Genomic DNA, 17914 nt, shown 5'->3' on the forward strand with positions numbered 1-17914 from the left:
TGCCCAGCGTCAACCCACCTGGCGACGTGCCAGTGCCTGCCCCAGCCGCACCGCCGTCTCTGCGGCAAGTGCGCCATCGAGCTTGGCCACGCCCGGTGGCAGCAGCACGATCACCGTCGAGCCGTAATTGAAGCGCGCCATCTCCGCAAACCGCTCCAAGACGATTCCCTTGCCACGGTAATCCTTGCGCGTGATGCGGTCGCCATAGCGTGGAATTTCCACGCCGCTCCACACCGTTTCCACGCCGGACACCAGCAGTGCGCCTACCATCACCGAGGCCATCGGGCCGAACTCGGTATCGAAGTGGCACACCAGGCGCTCGTTGCGGGCGAACAACCGCGGCACGTTGCGCACCGCATCCGGGCCCACGCTGAACAGGCGGCCGGGCACATGCACGGTTTCGCGCAGGGTGCCGGTCCACGGCATGTGGACGCGGTGGTAGTCCTTGGGCGACAGATACACCGTCGCGAACAGGCCGTCGTTGAACGGCGCCGCCGCTGCCGCGTCGCCGAGCAATTCGGCTGCGGTGAAGGACTGGCCCTTGGCCTGGAAAATACGCCCGTTCTCGATCGGGCCGAGCTGGCTGATACGGCCATCGGCAGGCATCAATACGGTTGCCGGGTCGGCATCGGGCACGCGTGCGCCCGGCTTCAAGGCGCGGGTAAAGAACGCATTGAAGGTGGGGTACGCGCGCGGGTCCGGTTCCTGCGCTTCGCTCAGGTCCACCCCGAACTTGCGCGTCACCGTGTCGATCAACCATTGCTTGGTCGAAGGCGTGTCCGAGTACGCCAGCGCGCGTGCCATGGAGGACAGCAACCGATGCGGCAGCACGTAGGTCAGGGAAGTGACGAAACTCACGGAGCGGTTACCTTGGTCAGCTGTTGGAGGTCGGCGGCAATCGCCTTGGGGTCGAGCGGCGGACGGATCAGGCCGGTCAGGCGGCCTTGTGGATCGAGCACGGCGATGCCGGCCGAGTGATCCATGCTGTAGTCGTTGGGGTTCTGATCGAAGTTCTTGCCCGGCACCTTCTGGAATACCAAGCCCAGCGCGGTGGCAAAGCGTTCCAGCGCCGGCACGTCTGCGGTGGCCGCCAGCGTGTCCTTGTGGAAGGCGTGGGCGTACTCGCCCAGCCGCGCAGGCGGGTCGCGCTGCGGGTCCACCGACACGAACAACACGCGCGGGCGCAGCCCGTCGGGGATGCTTTCCCACTGCTGCTGCGCCACCGCCAGATCGGTCAGTGTGGTCGGGCAGACATCCGGGCAGAAGGTGAAGCCCAAAAACACCAGCGTCCAATGCCCTTTCAGTTCGCCAGACACCAACTGGGTGCCATCGGACTGGCGCAGGCTGAACTGCGGCAAGGGGCGCGGCTGCGGGTAAAACGTGATGGTCTGGGTGGGCGGCCAGGGCGAGCGGGGCGTCCCGCCGAAGAACTTCTGGCCCAGCAACAACCCAAGACCGGCGGCCAGCGCCACCAGTAGCACGATGCCGGTATTGCGATTGAACATGGCGGTTTCCAGTGCAACGGACGCTCATGATACCGATCCGACCTCTATAATCGTGGGCCGATTCCTTTTTAGTTGTTGCCATGACTGCCGCCGCGGCCGACGAACTGCACACCATCATCGACCTGATCCGCTACGGCACCAGCCGTTTCAACGAAGCCGGTCTCACCTTCGGTCACAGCTACGACAACGCGCTGGACGAAGCCACCCAACTGGTGCTGCACAGCCTGCATCTGCCGCACGACCTGGGCCCGGCGTATGGGCAGGCGCGTCTGCTGCGCGACGAAAAAGAACGCGTGCTGGGCCTGTTCGAGCGCCGCATCACCGAACGCGTGCCGGCGGCCTATCTGACTGGCGAAGCCTGGTTTGCCGGCCTGAGTTTCAAGAGCGACGCGCGCGCCCTGGTACCACGCTCGCCGATCGCTGAATTGATCGAAGCCGGCTTCGAACCTTGGCTGGGCGGTCGCGAAGTCACCCGCGCGCTGGACCTGTGCACCGGCTCGGGTTGCATCGCCATCGCCATGGGCCACTACAACCCGCATTGGGAGGTGGATGGCGTGGACATCAGCGACGACGCGCTGGCGCTGGCCGCCGAAAACAAGGCGCGCCTGCATGCCGACAACGTCACCTTGCTCACGTCCGACCTGTTCACCGGGCTGGCTGGCCGTCAGTACGATCTGATCGTCACCAATCCGCCGTACGTCACCAATGACGAGACCGACGCGCTGCCGCAGGAGTATTCCTACGAGCCGGAGCTGGGCTTGCGTGCCGGCGACGATGGCCTGGACCTGGTGCTGAAGATCCTGCGCGATGCGCCGCAGCACCTGAGCGAAGACGGCCTGTTGATCTGCGAAGTGGGCGAGTCCGAGCAGCATCTGATCAAGCTGCTGCCGGAAGTGGATCTGGCCTGGGTCGAGTTCAAGGTTGGGCAGATGGGCATCTTTGCGGTGGAATGCCGCGAGTTGATCGCGCACAGTGCGCGCATCACCGAGTTGGCCGGTGCGCGCTAAGGCGCCCGTATCCCGTCCGCAGCTGATCGATATCGTGCTGCTGACGCCGGTGTCCGTCTTCGGGGCGGCCATTCCGTTCGCTTTGGTCGACGTGGTATTGCAGTTGTTCGACCCGATGTACGGCGGTCCGACCGCGCAGGGCTGGTGGAGCGTCGCAGCGCAGATCGGCTTCGGGTCGATCGCGTTCTTCGGCCTGGTATCGGCCTGGATCGTGGCGGCCAACTCGGATGCGGCATTGCGTGCGCATCCGCGCCGCAGCGTGGGCGTGGCGCTTGGCTTGCTGGGCGGGGTCGGCACGGCGCTATATCTGCTCGCCGAGTGGCTGCTCAGTGAGCGGTTCGCGCTGGACCTGTTTCTGGTGGTGGTCGGCAGTGTGTTGGCCGTGGCACCGATGCTGGTGGCGGCACGGCACCTGCCGCGCATCGTGCGCGCGCTGCCACCTGCTGCAATGTTGAGAGGATGCCGTTATGGGCAGTAACAGTTTCGGCCGCCTGTTGACGGTCACCACCTTCGGCGAATCGCACGGGCCGGCGATCGGCTGCGTTGTCGATGGCTGCCCTCCGGGCCTGGAACTGGCGCCGGAAGAGTTCACCCTGGACCTGCAACGCCGTGCCAGCGGCAAGAGCCGGCATACCTCGGCACGCCGCGAAGCCGACGAGATCGAGATCCTGTCCGGCGTGTACGAAGGCCGCACCACCGGCACGCCGATCGGGCTGCTGATCCGCAACACCGATCAGCGCAGCAAGGACTACAGCAACATCGCCCAACAGTTCCGCCCCGGCCATGCGGACTACAGCTACTGGCAGAAATACGGCATCCGCGACCCACGCGGCGGCGGGCGCTCGTCCGCGCGCGAAACCACCATGCGCGTGGCTGCGGGCGTCATCGCCAAGAAGTGGCTCAAGCAGCGCTACGGCGTGCTGGTGCGCGGGTATCTGTCGCAGCTGGGCGAGATCCGTCCGACCGGTTTCGACTGGAATGCGGTCGAAGACAACCCGTTCTTCTGGCCACACGCCGAGCAGGTGCCGGAGCTGGAAACCTATATGGACGCGCTGCGCAAGTCCGGCGATTCGGTCGGTGCGCGCGTGGACGTGGTGGCCGGCGGCGTGCCGCCAGGCTGGGGCGAGCCGATCTACGGCAAGCTCGATGCCGAGCTGGCTGCCGCGATGATGAGCATCAATGCAGTCAAGGGCGTGGAAATCGGCGACGGGTTTGCCAGTGCCGCGCAAAAGGGCACCGAACACCGCGACCTGATCACCCCGGAAGGCTTCCTCAGCAATCATGCCGGCGGCATTCTGGGCGGCATTTCCACCGGCCAGGCAGTGACCGCGTCGATGGTGCTCAAGCCGACGTCCAGCCTGCGCCTGCCCGGTGCAACCGTGGACGCAGACGGCACGGTCGTGGATGTGATCACCACCGGTCGGCACGACCCATGCGTGGGCATCCGCGCCACCCCGATCGCCGAAGCGATGATGGCCTTGGTGCTGATGGATCAGGCGCTGCGTCATCGCGCGCAATGCGGTGATGTCGGCGAGATCTCGCCGCGCATCCCCGGTCAGATCGATGTCTGAAACGACACGCCCCAAGGTCTGGGTCAGCCAGCCGCTGTTCGACGACGTTGTCGAACAGCTGAGCGCGCATTTTGCGCTGACCACCACTGCGGGCGTCACCGCGTATTCGTCGCAGCAGCTGGCCGCGCACCTGGCCGGCGTCGATGGCGCACTGATCACGCTCAACGAGCGCGTGGGCGCGGCCGAAATCGCATCGGCCCCGCAGCTGCGCGCCATCGCCAATGTCGGTGTGGGCTACAACAATCTGGATATCGACGCGCTGAGCGCGGCCGGCATCCTGGCCAGCAATACGCCCGACGTGTTGACCGAAACCACCGCCGACCTGGGCTTTGCGTTGTTGATGGCCACCGCGCGCCGTATCACCGAGGCCGAGCGCTGGTTGCGTGACGGGCAGTGGGGGCAGTGGTCGTTCAAGACCATGCTCGGTGCCGATATCCACGGCAGCACGCTCGGTATCCTGGGCATGGGCCGGATCGGGCAGGGCATTGCACGCCGCGGCGCACACGGCTTCGGCATGCGCGTGCTGTATCACAACCGCAGCCGGTTGCCGGCGCAGACCGAGCAGGACCTCAACGCGCACTACGTCGACCTCGACAGCTTGCTGGCGCAGTCCGATCACCTGGTGTTGGTGCTGCCCTACGGCAAGCAGTCGCACCACATCATCGACGCTGCCGCGCTGGCCAAGATGCGGCCCACCGCCACGCTGGTGAACATCGCGCGCGGCGGCATCGTCGATGAGCTCGCGTTGGCCGATGCGTTGGCCAATGGGCGTCTTGCCGGTGCCGGCCTGGATGTCTACGAAGGTGAGCCTGCGGTGCGCCCGGAGCTGCTGGCGCTGCACAACGTGGTGCTCACCCCGCATATCGGCAGCGCCAGCCTGGCCACACGCCGTGCCATGGTGCAGCTGGCGGTGTACAACCTGATTGCCGCGCTCGGCCATGGCCCCAACGCCGGGCATCCGCCAAGCGCGCTCAATGCCGATGCGATCGCAGCCGCCAAACGCGGCGGTACGATCGTGGACGCCAGCAAAACCGGCGCGACCAAACGATAGGGAACCTCCACAGCCAGCGTTGGAGGTTCCCCGAACCCACGCGCAGCGCGTTCCCCTCTTCACTCTTTCGATAAAGACATTCTCATGAGCAACGAAAACCGTCGTTTCAATGTCGCGGTCGTGGGCGCCACCGGCGCTGTCGGCGAAACCATGCTGAGCATCCTGGCCGAGCGCAACTTTCCGGTCGCCAATTTGTACGCGCTGGCCTCGGCGCGCTCGGCCGGTGGGCAGGTCGAGTTCAATGGCGGCAAGGTCGACGTGCTGGATCTGGCCGACTTCGACCCGACCGGCGTGGACATCGCGCTGTTCTCCGCAGGCGGTAGCGTGTCCAAGGAATACGGCCCCAAGTTCGCCGCTGCCGGCGCGGTGGTGATCGATAATTCCTCCGCGTTCCGCTACGACGACGACGTGCCGCTGGTGGTGTCGGAAGTCAATCCCGAAGCGCTCAAGCAGCGCCCGCGCGGCATCATCGCTAACCCCAATTGCTCGACCATGCAGATGCTGGTGGCGCTGGGCCCGATTCACCGCAAGTACGGCATCGAGCGCATCAACGTGGCGACCTACCAGTCGGTGTCCGGCGGCGGCCGCTCGGCGATGGAAGAGCTGGGCAAGCAGACCAGCGAGCTGTTGAGCTTCCAGCAAATCGACCCGCAGCGCTTCCCGGTGCAGATCGCTTTCAATCTGATCCCGCACATCGACGACTTCCAGGACAACGGTTACACCAAGGAAGAGATGAAGCTGGTCTGGGAGACCCGCAAGATCCTGGGTGATGAGAACATCCAGGTGAATCCCACCGCGGTACGCGTGCCGGTGTTTTTCGGCCACTCCGAAGCGGTCGCCATCGAGACCCGCGAAAAGATCACCGTCGAAGCCGCGCGCGCGCTGCTGGAAGCCTCGCCGGGCGTGGAAGTGGTGGACGAGCACAAGGCGGGCGGCTACCCGACGCCGGTGACGCATGCCTCGGGCAAGGATGCGGTGTTCGTCGGCCGTATTCGTGAGGACTTATCGCACCCGCGTGGTCTCAATCTGTGGATCGTCTCCGACAACATCCGCAAGGGCGCCGCACTCAACGCCGTGCAGCTGGCCGAACTGGTCGCACAGGAAGGTTGATCCATTGCCATGTAGGGGCGCGCCTGAGCGCGTGGGCTGTCCCCATGACGCGTCCTCGCGCTCAGGTGCGCTCCTACAAGAGCTGGTGGGTTTTGGCCGTCAACGATCTAGCGCGGCGGTAACGAAGTGTCCTTTGTAGAAGGGCACTTGCATGGGGCATGCATTCCCTGCAACTACCTTCGAAGCAAAGCACTTGACCGGTCTGGTCACAAATGAAAGTCGATCCACCTGTCGTGTAGGGGCGCACCTGGGCGCGAGGGCTGTCCCCGTGACGGCTCATCGCGCCCAGGTGCGCTCCTACAAGAGCTGGTGGGTTTTGGCCGTCAATGATCTAGCGTGTTGGTAACGAAGTGTCCTGCGTAGAGGGCACTTGTATGGGGCATGCATTCCCTGCAGCTACCTTCGAAGCAACGCACTTGACCGGTCTGGTCACACAGGAAAACCGATCCACCTGCCTTGTAGGAGCGCACCTGGGCGCGAGGGCTGTCCCTGTGGCGCCTCATCGCGCCCAGGTGCGCTCCTACAAGAGCTGGTTGGTTGAGGCTTTTGACGACATGGTGGCGGGGTAAGGAAGTGCCTGTCGTAAGAAGGCACTCGCATGTGACGTGCATTGGCGGCGAAGACTGATCGCACTGCACTGCACTGCACTGCACTGCGCCTTCGAACGAGCCCCGGTTGGCCCAACTCGTGAAGGTCCGGCCGCGATCGATCTCTGCACAAGTCGATATCGATCAAGGCAGCAGTAGAAGCTGCTGCGCTCTACGCACCCCCCGCAGCAGCCGCAGCAGGTCTTCTTCCTTCTTATGTGATGGGCTGATCGGCTTACCGATTTACCGCCCGCAGCTGTGCAGCTGCACCGATGTCGCATTGCGGCATCGCAAGTGCGGCGCATGTGCGGGGCACGAACGACTTTTTCGCTCATTCAGCGGCTATATTGATGTCCATGAAGCATAGGGGCAGGGGCGCGATGCGTCCGATACAAGGGATAGGTGCGTTGCTGCTGATGGTGTGCAGCGGCGCCGCCATGGCGTTGGGCTTGGGCGATATCCGGGTGCTGTCCAAACCCGGGCAACCGTTGGTGGCCGAGATTCCGGTCATTTCCAACGAGCCGGGCGAGCTCGACAACGCGCGCGTGGCGCTGGCATCGGCGACCACCTTTGCGCGCGTCGGTCTGGAGCGGCCGCAGGGTCTGGTCAGCAGCCTGCAGTTCCAGTTCGCGCAGGACGCGCGCGGGCGTGCGGTGATCCGCGTGACCAGCAGTCAGCCGGTGGACCAGCCAGCGATCAATTTTTTGATCGAAGTGGAGTGGAGCCAGGGCCGTCTGGTGCGCGAATATGCTGCGTTGGTCGATGCGCCCAACACCGCTGCCGCGATTACCGAACCGGCCATCGACGCGCCGCGTGCCGGCGCCAGCAACACGATTGCACGCGAGCCGGCGGCGGCTCCGGCGGTGGAGCGCACTGACCGGGACGCTGGCGCTGCAGCTGCGCCAACGCGTGCCGCCGCAACCGCAACCGCCGCCACGCAGACCGGCGATGCATTGCCGGCTGTGCGCTCGGGCCAGACCTTGTCGGAAATTGCAGCGGGCCTGGCACGCTCCAGCGGACATTCGCTGGATCAGACCATGCTGGCGTTGCTGCGGACCAATCCGGACGCTTTCGTCAACGGCAACATCAATCGCTTGAAACAGGGCGCCGTGTTGCGCACGCCGCAAGAAGACGCGCTGGCGCAGGTCGGTGCGGCCGAAGCGGCGGTGATGGTGCGCGAGCAGGCCGCCCAGTGGCGGCAGGCGCGCTCGGCCATTCCGCAGCCGGCCGATGCCGGTGCCGCTGCTGCAGCGACGCCTGCCCCCGCCGCACCGGCGGCATCCACCGCGGCCGGTGCCGGCGCGCGGCTCGAAATCGCCCCGGCAGTGGCGAATCAGACCAACACCGCCGGCGCCACGTCCGGCACCAGTGCCGAAGGCGAGGGCGAGATGGCGGCCAACCAACAGTTGCAACAGGCCAAGGAAGACATCGCCACCCGCGATGCGGAATTGCAGGACCTGCGCTCGCGCGTGGCCGATCTGGAAAAGCTCAAGCAGCAACAGCAAGCCTTGATCGCCATGAAGGACACCGATCTGGCCGCCGCGCAGAAGCGTCTGGCCGACGCGCCGCAGGCCACCCCGCAAGGCGGCGGCTTTCCGCTGTGGTTGATCGGAGGCCTGGTGTTGATCGTGGCGGCCGTGGTCGCATGGCTGGCGGCGCGTCGACGCAAACCCTCGCCGCTGCCGCCGTTGCCGCGCCGCCAGTTCGACTTCGCACCGCCCCTGGCTCCAGTGGAGACCACCGAGCAGCAGGACGACCCGCAAGCTACCGAGCCCAGCGAGCACGATGTGCTGCACGAAACCGAATTCGAACAGGCCAACCTGCGCGAGGACGAGCGCGCCCATGATGCGCAAACGCCGCTGTCGGACGTGTTGCGTCGCGAACCACTGCTATCCGAACCGGTGGCTGTGGCTCCAGTGATCAACAGCGACGAATGGCGTGCGCTGCGCGCATCCCCGCCGGCGCCGGTGGCGGAGCCCGAAGCGACCTATCAGGAACCTGAGGTTGCTCAGGACTCTGATGTGTCGTCGCCACAGATCGAGCCGGAGTACGCCCTTGGCGAGCGCCCATCGGCGCCAGCGGCTGCCTCTGTCCAGGATGGCTTCGACTTCAATCACATGCTGCAACATCCCGACGATGTCGAGCAGGCCCCGGTCGTCCCGGTGGGGGCGCCCAATGCGGTGAGCAACAGGGAGTTCGCCTCGGCCGGGCGCGATCGCCTGGAATTGGCGGTGGCCTACATGGACCTGGGCGACAAGGACACCGCACGCGGTCTGTTGCTCGAAGTCGCCGCCACCGGCGACGACGCCACCCGCGCCGAAGCGGCCCAGTTGCTGGAGCGGCTGACGTGAGTCCGGCCATGGATAGCGTCACGGTGCGCGAGCGGCGAATCGATTACGTGGAGTTCGCCTCCATCGATCCCGACGCCAGCCGAGCCTTCTTCGAGACCGTGTTCGGCTGGCAGTTTCAGGCCTATGGCCCGGACTACCTGGCCTTCAACGACGGCCGTCTGGACGGGGGCTTTTATCGCACCACGGTGCCCGCCCCGGCAGAAGGTGGCCCGTTGGTGGTGCTGTATGCCGACGACCTAGCACCGATGCTGGAGCGCGTGCGCGCGGCAGGCGGCGAGATCGTCAAGCCGGTGTTCGGCTTTCCCGGTGGCAGCCGGTTTCATTTCCGCGAGCCCGGTGGCAGCACGCTGGCGGTCTGGTCCGAGCGCGCCGCGGCTTGACGCCAGCCGTCGACGAAGGCGTGTCGCCGGCAAACGCTGTGGGCGAGTGGCCGGGATGTACCATGCACCGGCAGCATCCGTAGCGCGCTGTCGGCGTCACTGCTCGACTGCGCGCTTAGCGGTTCGCAACATGTGATGCAGACGTCTCACCGATTCAATCAACAGGCAGGTACCGATGCGTTACGCGCTGGGCGTGGAGTACGACGGCAGCGAGTTTCAGGGCTGGCAGCAGTTGGGCGAGCACGGTGGGCCGAGTGTGCAGGCCAGCGTGCAGGCGGCGTTGTCGTCGGTCGCCGACGCGCCGATCCAGGTGGTGTGCGCGGGTCGCACCGATGCCGGCGTCCATGGCGAATGCCAGGTGGTGCATTTCGACAGCGACGCGCGGCGCGAACTGCGTGGCTGGATGCTGGGCACCACCGCGCGGCTGCCGCCGTCGATCGCGGTGCGCTGGTGTGTGCCGGCCGCCGATGACTTCCATGCGCGTTTTTCCGCGCGTGCGCGCCGTTATCGCTACCGCCTGCTGAACCGTCAGATCCGTCCGGCGCTGTATCGACAGACGCTGAGCTGGGAGCGTCGGCCGCTCGATGCCGATGCCATGCATGCCGCCGCGCAGGCGCTGTTGGGCGAAAACGACTTCAGCGCCTTCCGTAGCGTGCAGTGCCAGGCCCTGCATGCGCGCCGCAACCTGCAGGCCATCACCGTGCAGCGCATCGGCGAGGTGGTGGAGGTGCAGGTACAGGCCAATGCATTCCTTCATCACATGGTGCGGAATATTGTGGGCTCGCTGATTTTGATCGGAACCGGCGAGCAACCGTCCGACTGGATCGCGACGTTGCTCGCCGGGCGCGACCGCACGGTTGCCGGGCCAACAGCGCCGCCACAAGGCCTGGTGTTTATCGGGCCTCTGTATCCTGCAGAGTGGCATCTGCCTGCCGAGGTGACCCAATGAATCGATCGCTGTACCGCACCCGTATCAAGTTCTGTGGCATGACCCGCGCCGGAGACATCCGACTGGCCGGGGAGCTGGGTGTGGACGCGGTGGGTTTCATCTTCGCGCACGGTAGCCCGCGCCGCGTGGCGCCGGCCGAAGCGCGCGCGATGCGCCAGGCCACCGCGCCGATGGTCGATGTGGTGGCCCTGTTCCGCAACAACTCCAAGGAAGAAGTGCGCGAAGTGGTGCGCACCGTGCGGCCGACCCTGCTGCAGTTCCACGGCGAGGAAGACGACGCGTTCTGCCGCAGCTTCAATCTGCCCTACCTCAAGGCCGTGCCGATGGGCAGCGCCGGGGTGAACGGTGAGGATGCCAACGCGCGTACCTTGCAGTTGGCCTTTCCCAATTCGGCCGGTTTCCTGTTCGACAGCCATGCGCCTGGCGCAGGCGGCGGTACCGGCAAGACCTTCGACTGGTCGCGCCTACCCACCGGGCTGCATCGCCCGTTTCTGCTCGCCGGCGGCATCACGGCCGACAATGTGTTCGACGCGATCGTGGCGACGTTGCCGTGGGGCGTGGATGTGTCCAGCGGCGTGGAGCTGGCGCCCGGCATCAAGGACGGCCACAAGATGCGCAAGTTCGTGGAAGAAGTGCGGCGGGCCGATTGCCACGAGATGTCGTAGGTTGGGGATTGGTGAGTTGGGATTGGGGATTGGTAAGAGCGGGTTTGCTGCGGTGGTGTGATTGGTTGTGGACGGCTGCTTGTGGCTCGTGGTTGCTAATGGCGAGCGGTCGCGCGCAGTCGTTCGGTCATTCGTCACCTGGCCGTCTGCTCAGACTCTTTGATCGCTGCAAATCCCTTGAGCCGTTGCGCTCGTCTTGTAACGCGCGCAGTCGCCTTCAGTGCTGCTGAGAAAGTTGCTGCGCTCACCGTCGGCGGGCGCGGCCGCTGCTCGTTGTGGCATGTAAGACGCATGCCCTCCGGTTCCAAGCGTACCGTCCACACCCATCCCACGACTGCTTGTTACGGTCTGTCAGCCGCGCTTGCGCGCTGCTTGGCGAGGCGATTTCGTGATGGAAGCTCAGGCTCCTCCCGTGTTCGGCGTCGTTGGCGTGAACTGATCCTTGGCCAATGCCTCGCCTAACCAGCCGGCAAGGCGTTCGATGCGTGGGTCCGGATTGCGCCTGGCGGCGCACAGCACCCAGCGCCCGCGTGTCGCGGTGAATCCCCACGGTGCCAGCAGCCGGCCGGCCGCCAGATCGGCAGCAACCAGCGGGTAGGGGGCGATTGCGATGCCCAGGCCGGCGGCGGCAGCTTCCAGCAGGTACACCAGATGCTCGAACTCGGTGCCGAAGCGCAGCGCGTCGGGCGCCACGCCATGCGCCTGTGCCCATTCCGGCCAGGCTTGCGGTCGCGAGCGTGTGTGCAGCAGGCGGTGGTCGCGCAGGGCGGCCGGAGGTTTTCCGTCGATCTGCAACGCAATTGCCAGCTGCGGACTCAGCACCGGGCCGATCCATTCCACGCCCAGCTCGTGCACCTGCCATTCGCCGGGCCACGGCGGGGTGTCCAGCAGCAAGGCGGCGTCCAGGCCGTCCAGATCCGGGCCGGGCGGTTGTTCGTTGGCCGACAGGTGCAGGCGCAGGTCGGGCAGGTCGCGCTGCAGCAGGCCGAGCCGCGGAATCACCCAGCGCGCCAGCAGGCTGCCGGAGCAGCCCAGCACCAGCGGTGCTTCGCTGGCCGGGCGTCGCAACGCGGCCCAGGTATCGGCGATCAGCGCGAAGCCTTCGCCGGTGGCATCGCGCAGGCGGGCGCCGGCAGCCGTCAGCACCAGGCCGCGGCCCTGGCGGGCGAACAACGCCGCGTCCAGCGCCTGTTCCAGCGAACGGACGTGGCGGCTGATGGCGCCATGGGTGACGTGCAGTTCCTGCGCGGCGCGGCTGACGCTTTGCAGGCGTGCGGCGGCCTCGAAGGCGCGCAGCGCCGCCAGCGGTGGAAGCACGGTGCTCATATGTGAGTCCAGATCACAGGTTGCGGCAATCTTATCGATTTATCGCATTGCCTGGCTGCGGTAAGGTGACGGCTTCGCGTATGACCGCATTGCTGCAGAGGATCTCCATGTCGGCCCAGCCCATCAGTGACTTTTACGCCTATCCGGACGCTGCCGGCCACTTCGGCAAGTTCGGTGGCCGGTTTGTCGCCGAAACCTTGATCGGCCCGCTGCAGGAACTCTCTGCCGCCTACGATCAGGCGCGTCAGGACCCGGCGTTCATCGCCGAATACGATAAGGACCTCAAGCACTACGTCGGCCGGCCCAGCCCGATCTATCATGCCGAGCGGCTCAGTCGTGAAGTGGGCGGGGCGCAAATTCTGCTCAAGCGCGAAGACCTGAACCATACCGGCGCGCACAAGATCAACAACACCATCGGCCAGGCCCTGTTGGCCAGCCGCATGGGCAAGACCCGCATCATCGCCGAGACCGGCGCCGGCCAGCATGGCGTGGCCAGTGCCACGGTGGCGGCACGGCTGGGCCTGGAGTGCGTGGTCTACATGGGCGCCACCGACATCGAACGGCAGAAGATCAACGTCTACCGGATGCAGCTGCTGGGCGCGAAGGTGGTTCCGGTAACGTCGGGCTCGGCCACGCTCAAGGACGCGCTTAACGAAGCGATGCGCGACTGGGTCACCAATGTGCGCGACACCTTCTACATCATCGGCACGGTGGCCGGCCCGGATCCGTATCCGCGCATGGTGCGCGACTTCAACGCGATCGTGGGCCGCGAAGCACGTGAGCAGATGCTGCAGGACTACGGCCGCCTGCCGGATGCGATCAGCGCCTGCGTCGGTGGCGGCAGCAATGCCATCGGCCTGTTCCACGCGTTCCTCAACGATCCGGGCGTCAAGATCTACGGCGCCGAAGCCGCCGGCGACGGCATCGCCACCGGCCGCCATGCCGCGTCCATCGCTGCCGGACGCCCCGGCGTGCTGCACGGCAACCGCACCTACGTGATCTGCGACGACGACGGCCAGATCACCGAAACCCATTCGATCTCCGCCGGCCTGGATTACCCCGGCGTCGGCCCCGAGCACGCGTTCCTGTCCGACAGTGGTCGCGCCGTGTATCAGGGCATCACCGATGACGAGGCGATGGCGGCCTTCCATCTGCTGGCACACACCGAGGGCATTCTTGCGGCGCTGGAATCCAGCCACGCAGTGGCGCAGTCGATCAAGCTCGCGCGCGAGATGCCCAAGGACGCGCTGATCCTGTGCAACCTGTCCGGGCGTGGCGACAAGGACGTGCACACCATCGCTGCGCGCGAAGGCATGGTGCTGTGATCGCAGCGCAGATGCGCACGCTGGGCGGTGGTGTGTCGCTGCTGTGCATGTCTGCGCTGGCCTGTGCTGCGGCAACTGCCCCCGTGCTGGACCGCAGCGGTGAGGTACGTGTTGGCCAGCGCTTCAGTGAGCTGGAGCCACGTGCGCGCTGGGCGCCGCTCAACGCGGGGCCGCTGGGACATTGCGGCTATGTGGAAGCCGGGCTGTTACCCAGCGGCGTGGCGATGATGGTCGAAGCCGATCGCATCGTCCGTTTCGACGTTACCGACCCCGGCCCGGTGGGCCCGTTCGGTATCCGCGTTGGCGACAGCGAGGCGGAGGCGCGTGCGCGCCTGCCATCGGGCTACAGCGTCCAACCGCATAAATATGGCCGCGATGGCGGCAACGCTCTTTATTTGACGTGGCGCGACCCGCAAGGCGAGTTCGCCGTTCGCTATGAAACCGGAGAAGGCACTGTGACATCGATGTATTGGGGAAGCTGGGACGCCGTGCAACTGGTGGAGGGCTGCGCATGAGCCGTGCGCCAGACCGTATCGCTGCGCGTTTTGACGCCCTGCGTCAGGCCGGCCGCAAGGCACTGATTCCCTTCATTACCGCCGGCGACCCATCGCTGGAAGCCACCGTGCCGGTGATGCATGCGCTGGTGCGCGCCGGTGCCGACGTGATCGAACTGGGCGTTCCGTTCTCCGATCCGATGGCCGACGGCCCCACCATCCAGCGCAGTTCCGAGCGCGCGCTGGGGCGTGGCGCTGGCCTGGCCTACGTGCTGGAAGCGGTGCACGAATTCCGCCGCGAAGACGCCACCACCCCGGTGGTGCTGATGGGCTACCTCAACCCGATCGAGATTCACGGCACACGCCGCTTCGCCGAAGCCGCCGTCGCTGCCGGTGTGGACGGCCTGCTGCTGGTCGATCTGCCTCCCGAAGAGGCGGCAGAAACCCGCGAAATCTTCACCGAGGTCGGGCTGGCGCTGATCGCGTTGGCCTCGCCGACCACCAGCGAGCAGCGCCTGGACATGCTGTGCAGCACCGCACAGGGCTATCTGTATTACGTCAGCTTTGCCGGCGTGACCGGCGCCTCCAACCTGCTCGATACCCACGCCGCCAGCGATCGCTTGCGCCAGTTGCGCCAGCGCGCCGGCGCACCAGTGGTGGCAGGATTCGGCATCAAGGATGCTGCCAGTGCCGCCGCGATGGCGGTCGATGCAGACGGTGTCGTGGTCGGCAGCGCGCTGGTCGCGGCCCTGGCCGAAGCCGAAGATGTGCGCAGCGCCCGCGAATGCGCCGAAGCCTTCCTGGCCCCGCTGCGGCAGGCGCTGGATCAGGCGCAGTGAGGCACCTGTGCAGCAGGCCCGGTTAGCGCTCGCTGCGTGGGAAAGGCGGTGCGGCGTTAGTCCTTACTCCTGTGGGAAGGGAAGGGGGTAGACGTCAAGCGGTGCGAGGCTGCGCAGGGCTGTTAGCGGACGTTGCGTCAAGTACCAGCCCGCAGCGCAGCGCCTAATAGCCATCTCCAGCAGGCCCCGCCAGAACCCCGGCCATCCGCCACTGCCCCACGCGCTGCACCAGCCTGGGGCGCTGCGTTAGACTGTCGCCCCTCTGCGGCCCGCATCGCCGCCCTGCATGGATTGTCATAAACGCATGAGTTGGCTCAGCAAATTGATGCCCTCCGGCATCCGCACCGAGAACACCCCGGCCAAGAAGCGCAGCGTCCCCGAGGGGCTGTGGGAAAAGTGCAGCAACTGCGGCAGCGCGCTGTACGGCCCGGAGCTTGAGGAGAACCTGGAGGTGTGTCCGAAGTGTGACCACCACATGGCCATTCGCGCCCGCGCGCGCCTGAACTCGTTGTTCGACCCGGAAACCGCGACCACCGAAATCGCCGCCCAGCTGAGTCCGGTCGACGTGCTCAAGTTCAAGGACCAGAAGCGCTACGGCGAACGCATCAAGGCCAGCCAGAAGGCCAGCGGCGAGTACGACGCGCTGATCGCCATGCGCGGCACACTCAAGGGCAACCCGCTAGTTGCTGCCGCCTTCGATTTTCCCTTCATGGGCGGCTCGATGGGCTCGGTGGTCGGCGAGCGCTTTGCGCGTGCGGCCGAAGTGGCGCTGGAAGTGGGCTGCCCGTTCGTGTGCTTCTCCGCCAGTGGCGGGGCGCGCATGCAGGAAGGCCTGTTTTCGCTGATGCAGATGGCCAAGACTTCCGCAGCGCTCGGTCGCCTGCGCGAAGCCGGCTTGCCGTACATCTCGGTGCTGACCCATCCCACCACCGGTGGCGTGTCGGCGTCGTTCGCGATGCTCGGCGATATCAATATCGCAGAACCGCATGCATTGATCGGCTTCGCCGGCCCGCGCGTGATCGAACAGACCGTGCGCGAAACATTGCCGGAAGGCTTCCAGCGTTCGGAATTCCTGCTCGATCACGGCGCCATCGACCAGATCTGCGACCGTCGCGAGATGCGCGACCGCATTGCCGACCTGACCGCGATGATGATGCGTCAGGCGCGTCCGCAGGAGGCGGTGGCGTGAGGATGGCACTGATGAACACCGGGCCCGGGACCCAGGGCCGGGGACTCGAAAACGCTGTGCTCGCTCGCATGGCATTTTGCGATTGCGACGGTTCTTGCCAGGTCTCAGGGCCACGGTCCCTGGTCTCGGCCCTCAAGGTCCAGGCCCTGTGAGCACCCGCAAATACTTCGGCACCGACGGCATCCGCGGTCGGGTCGGGCAGGGCGTCATTTCTGCCGACTTCGTGCTGCGTCTGGGCAATGCGCTCGGGCGCGTGCTGACGCAAGGGCGCAGCAAGCGTCCGCTGGTGTTGATCGGCAAGGACACCCGTATTTCCGGCTACATGTTCGAAGCGGCGCTGGAAGCCGGCCTGGTCGCTGCAGGCGCCGATGTGCAGATGATCGGCCCGATGCCGACGCCCGCCATCGCGTTCTTGACCAGCACCTTGCGCGCCGATGCCGGTGTGGTCATCAGCGCTTCGCACAACCCGCATTACGACAACGGCATCAAGTTCTTCTCCGCCGAGGGCGAAAAGCTCGATGACGCCACCGAAGCGGCGATCGAAGCCGCGTTGGACGAGCCGTTCCACACCGTGGAATCCGAGCGCCTGGGCAAGGCGATTCGCACCCGCGATGCGATCGGGCGTTACATCGAATTCTGCAAGGCCAGCGTGGCGCGCGGCTTCACCCTGCAGGGCCTGAAAATGGTGCTGGATTGCGCGCACGGTGCCACGTATCACATCGCGCCGATGCTGTTCCGCGAGCTGGGTGCCGATGTGGTGGTGATCGGTGCGGCGCCGGACGGGCTTAACATCAACGATGGCGTCGGCTCGACGCATATCGACAATCTTGCCGCCAAGGTGCGCGAGAGCGGCGCGCATCTGGGCATCGCCTTCGATGGCGATGGCGATCGCGTGCTGATGGCCGACGACCAGGGCAACCCGGTTGATGGCGACGATCTGCTGTATCTCCTGGCGCGCTCGTGGCAGGCCAGCGGCCGGCTCACCGGCACCGTGGTCGGCACCTTGATGACCAATTACGGCCTGGAGCCGGCACTGGCCGCGCTGCGGATTCCGTTCCAGCGCGCAAAGGTGGGCGACCGCTACGTGCATCAGGCGCTGGTCGAAGGCGGCGGCACGCTGGGCGGAGAGACCTCCGGCCATTTGCTGTGCCTGGACCGCGCCAGCACCGGCGACGGCATCGTCAGCGCACTGCAGGTGCTCGAAGCGCTGGGCCGCGATGGGCACAGCCTTCGTCAAGCGCTGAGCGGCCTGGCCAAGGTGCCGCAAAAGACCGTGAATGTGCGTCTGGAGGGCGGCGCGGCCAAGGCCATCGTCGAAGCGCCCGGCGTGCAGCAGGCGCTGCAGCAGGCGCAAGCCGCCGTGCAGGGCCGCGGACGTGCGTTCCTGCGTCCGTCCGGCACCGAGCCGGTGGTGCGCGTGACCGTGGAGGCCGACGACGCCGGCCTGATGCAGGACACGCTCGACCGGCTCTCCGGAGCGGTGCGTGACGCGGCGTGAGTCGCTGATCATTGGCGTTTGCGTGGTCTTCGCCAAGGCCGCAACGTTCTATGTGTTGTATCGCCTG

At 66.2% G+C, this 17914-nt stretch carries 17 protein-coding genes and 1 other RNA gene; 15 read left to right on the plus strand and 3 right to left on the minus strand.

From position 1 onward, the window contains the following. Nucleotides 1–9: 9 nt before the first annotated feature. Together asd and VC212_RS11430 are read right to left on the minus strand one after the other, a co-directional pair. Entirely contained in the window at nucleotides 10–858 is an 849-nt protein-coding gene (gene asd, locus VC212_RS11425) for an archaetidylserine decarboxylase (RefSeq protein ID WP_115513350.1), read from the minus strand. Then, nucleotides 855–1505, minus strand: a complete 651-nt coding sequence (locus VC212_RS11430) for an SCO family protein (protein ID WP_115513349.1) — start codon at nucleotides 1503–1505, stop codon at nucleotides 855–857. Before VC212_RS11430 ends, asd begins: the two co-directional genes overlap by 4 nt. Before the next feature lie 80 nt (nucleotides 1506–1585). Here VC212_RS11430 and prmB point away from each other — a divergent pair, with 80 nt between their 5' ends. The 10 genes from prmB to VC212_RS11480 all read left to right on the plus strand — a co-directional run bounded on the left by prmB (nucleotide 1586) and on the right by VC212_RS11480 (nucleotide 11533). Beyond that, nucleotides 1586–2512 (plus strand): 50S ribosomal protein L3 N(5)-glutamine methyltransferase, encoded by a 927-nt coding sequence (prmB, locus tag VC212_RS11435; RefSeq protein WP_323514944.1) that lies wholly within the window; start codon nucleotides 1586–1588, stop codon nucleotides 2510–2512. After that, a complete protein-coding gene (locus VC212_RS11440) occupies nucleotides 2502–2990 on the plus strand; it encodes a hypothetical protein (RefSeq protein ID WP_323514943.1) in 489 nt (162 codons plus the stop codon). The genes prmB and VC212_RS11440 overlap by 11 nt, the downstream gene beginning before the upstream one ends. Further along, nucleotides 2980–4083, plus strand: a complete 1104-nt coding sequence (aroC, locus tag VC212_RS11445) for a chorismate synthase (RefSeq protein ID WP_055850032.1) — start codon at nucleotides 2980–2982, stop codon at nucleotides 4081–4083. The genes VC212_RS11440 and aroC overlap by 11 nt, the downstream gene beginning before the upstream one ends. After that, the gene (locus VC212_RS11450) at nucleotides 4076–5134 is read left to right on the plus strand and encodes a D-glycerate dehydrogenase (protein WP_323514942.1); all 1059 of its coding nucleotides are present in this window, start codon (nucleotides 4076–4078) and stop codon (nucleotides 5132–5134) included. Before aroC ends, VC212_RS11450 begins: the two co-directional genes overlap by 8 nt. Nucleotides 5135–5218: 84 nt before the next feature. After that, complete coding sequence (locus VC212_RS11455; protein WP_115554133.1) at nucleotides 5219–6244, plus strand: aspartate-semialdehyde dehydrogenase; 1026 nt, start codon at nucleotides 5219–5221, stop codon at nucleotides 6242–6244. Nucleotides 6245–7211: 967 nt separating this feature from the next. After that, nucleotides 7212–9182 carry a FimV/HubP family polar landmark protein gene (locus tag VC212_RS11460; RefSeq protein ID WP_323514941.1) on the plus strand — a complete coding sequence of 657 codons (1971 nt, stop codon included), beginning with the start codon at nucleotides 7212–7214 and terminating at the stop codon, nucleotides 9180–9182. 8 nt (nucleotides 9183–9190) lie between these two features. Next, nucleotides 9191–9562, plus strand: coding sequence for a VOC family protein (locus tag VC212_RS11465; protein WP_193552494.1), 372 nt, complete (start codon nucleotides 9191–9193; stop codon nucleotides 9560–9562). Between the two features lie 175 nt (nucleotides 9563–9737). After that, a complete protein-coding gene (gene truA, locus VC212_RS11470) occupies nucleotides 9738–10511 on the plus strand; it encodes a tRNA pseudouridine(38-40) synthase TruA (RefSeq protein WP_323514940.1) in 774 nt (257 codons plus the stop codon). Next, entirely contained in the window at nucleotides 10508–11176 is a 669-nt protein-coding gene (locus tag VC212_RS11475) for a phosphoribosylanthranilate isomerase (RefSeq protein WP_055850047.1), read from the plus strand. Before truA ends, VC212_RS11475 begins: the two co-directional genes overlap by 4 nt. A 280-nt stretch (nucleotides 11177–11456) precedes the next feature. Beyond that, nucleotides 11457–11533, plus strand: a non-coding RNA gene (locus VC212_RS11480) — sX9 sRNA. Nucleotides 11534–11575: 42 nt separating this feature from the next. Here VC212_RS11480 and VC212_RS11485 read toward each other — a convergent pair. Continuing rightward, on the minus strand, nucleotides 11576–12502 hold the full coding sequence (locus tag VC212_RS11485; RefSeq protein ID WP_323514939.1) for a LysR family transcriptional regulator: 927 nt from the start codon (nucleotides 12500–12502) through the stop codon (nucleotides 11576–11578). A gap of 107 nt (nucleotides 12503–12609) precedes the next feature. Between VC212_RS11485 and trpB the strand changes: the two genes are divergently transcribed. The 5 genes from trpB to glmM all read left to right on the plus strand — a co-directional run bounded on the left by trpB (nucleotide 12610) and on the right by glmM (nucleotide 17847). Continuing rightward, a complete protein-coding gene (trpB, locus tag VC212_RS11490; protein ID WP_055850419.1) occupies nucleotides 12610–13827 on the plus strand; it encodes a tryptophan synthase subunit beta in 1218 nt (405 codons plus the stop codon). After that, the gene (locus VC212_RS11495; protein WP_323514938.1) at nucleotides 13824–14342 is read left to right on the plus strand and encodes a hypothetical protein; all 519 of its coding nucleotides are present in this window, start codon (nucleotides 13824–13826) and stop codon (nucleotides 14340–14342) included. Before trpB ends, VC212_RS11495 begins: the two co-directional genes overlap by 4 nt. Further along, nucleotides 14339–15160: a tryptophan synthase subunit alpha gene (gene trpA, locus VC212_RS11500; protein ID WP_323514937.1), complete on the plus strand. Its 822-nt coding sequence runs from the start codon at nucleotides 14339–14341 to the stop codon at nucleotides 15158–15160. Before VC212_RS11495 ends, trpA begins: the two co-directional genes overlap by 4 nt. 304 nt (nucleotides 15161–15464) lie before the next feature. Beyond that, a complete protein-coding gene (gene accD / locus VC212_RS11505; protein ID WP_104615893.1) occupies nucleotides 15465–16349 on the plus strand; it encodes an acetyl-CoA carboxylase, carboxyltransferase subunit beta in 885 nt (294 codons plus the stop codon). Between the two features lie 148 nt (nucleotides 16350–16497). Then, nucleotides 16498–17847: a phosphoglucosamine mutase gene (gene glmM, locus VC212_RS11510; RefSeq protein WP_323514936.1), complete on the plus strand. Its 1350-nt coding sequence runs from the start codon at nucleotides 16498–16500 to the stop codon at nucleotides 17845–17847. The last annotated feature ends 67 nt before the right edge of the window (nucleotides 17848–17914 follow it).

This window comes from Xanthomonas sp. WHRI 8932A (genome assembly GCF_035012785.1).
In the GTDB taxonomy this organism is placed as follows: Bacteria; Pseudomonadota; Gammaproteobacteria; order Xanthomonadales; family Xanthomonadaceae; genus Xanthomonas.

Coding starts and splice junctions, on each gene's coding strand:
- VC212_RS11430 (WP_115513349.1), bottom strand. CDS start 1,505: ATGTTCAATCGCAATACCGGCATCGTGCTACTGGTGGCGCTGGCCGCC.
- prmB (WP_323514944.1), top strand. CDS start 1,586: ATGACTGCCGCCGCGGCCGACGAACTGCACACCATCATCGACCTGATC.
- aroC (WP_055850032.1), top strand. CDS start 2,980: ATGGGCAGTAACAGTTTCGGCCGCCTGTTGACGGTCACCACCTTCGGC.
- VC212_RS11450 (WP_323514942.1), top strand. CDS start 4,076: ATGTCTGAAACGACACGCCCCAAGGTCTGGGTCAGCCAGCCGCTGTTC.
- VC212_RS11455 (WP_115554133.1), top strand. CDS start 5,219: ATGAGCAACGAAAACCGTCGTTTCAATGTCGCGGTCGTGGGCGCCACC.
- VC212_RS11460 (WP_323514941.1), top strand. CDS start 7,212: ATGCGTCCGATACAAGGGATAGGTGCGTTGCTGCTGATGGTGTGCAGC.
- VC212_RS11465 (WP_193552494.1), top strand. CDS start 9,191: ATGGATAGCGTCACGGTGCGCGAGCGGCGAATCGATTACGTGGAGTTC.
- truA (WP_323514940.1), top strand. CDS start 9,738: ATGCGTTACGCGCTGGGCGTGGAGTACGACGGCAGCGAGTTTCAGGGC.
- VC212_RS11475 (WP_055850047.1), top strand. CDS start 10,508: ATGAATCGATCGCTGTACCGCACCCGTATCAAGTTCTGTGGCATGACC.
- VC212_RS11485 (WP_323514939.1), bottom strand. CDS start 12,502: ATGAGCACCGTGCTTCCACCGCTGGCGGCGCTGCGCGCCTTCGAGGCC.
- trpB (WP_055850419.1), top strand. CDS start 12,610: ATGTCGGCCCAGCCCATCAGTGACTTTTACGCCTATCCGGACGCTGCC.
- trpA (WP_323514937.1), top strand. CDS start 14,339: ATGAGCCGTGCGCCAGACCGTATCGCTGCGCGTTTTGACGCCCTGCGT.
- accD (WP_104615893.1), top strand. CDS start 15,465: ATGAGTTGGCTCAGCAAATTGATGCCCTCCGGCATCCGCACCGAGAAC.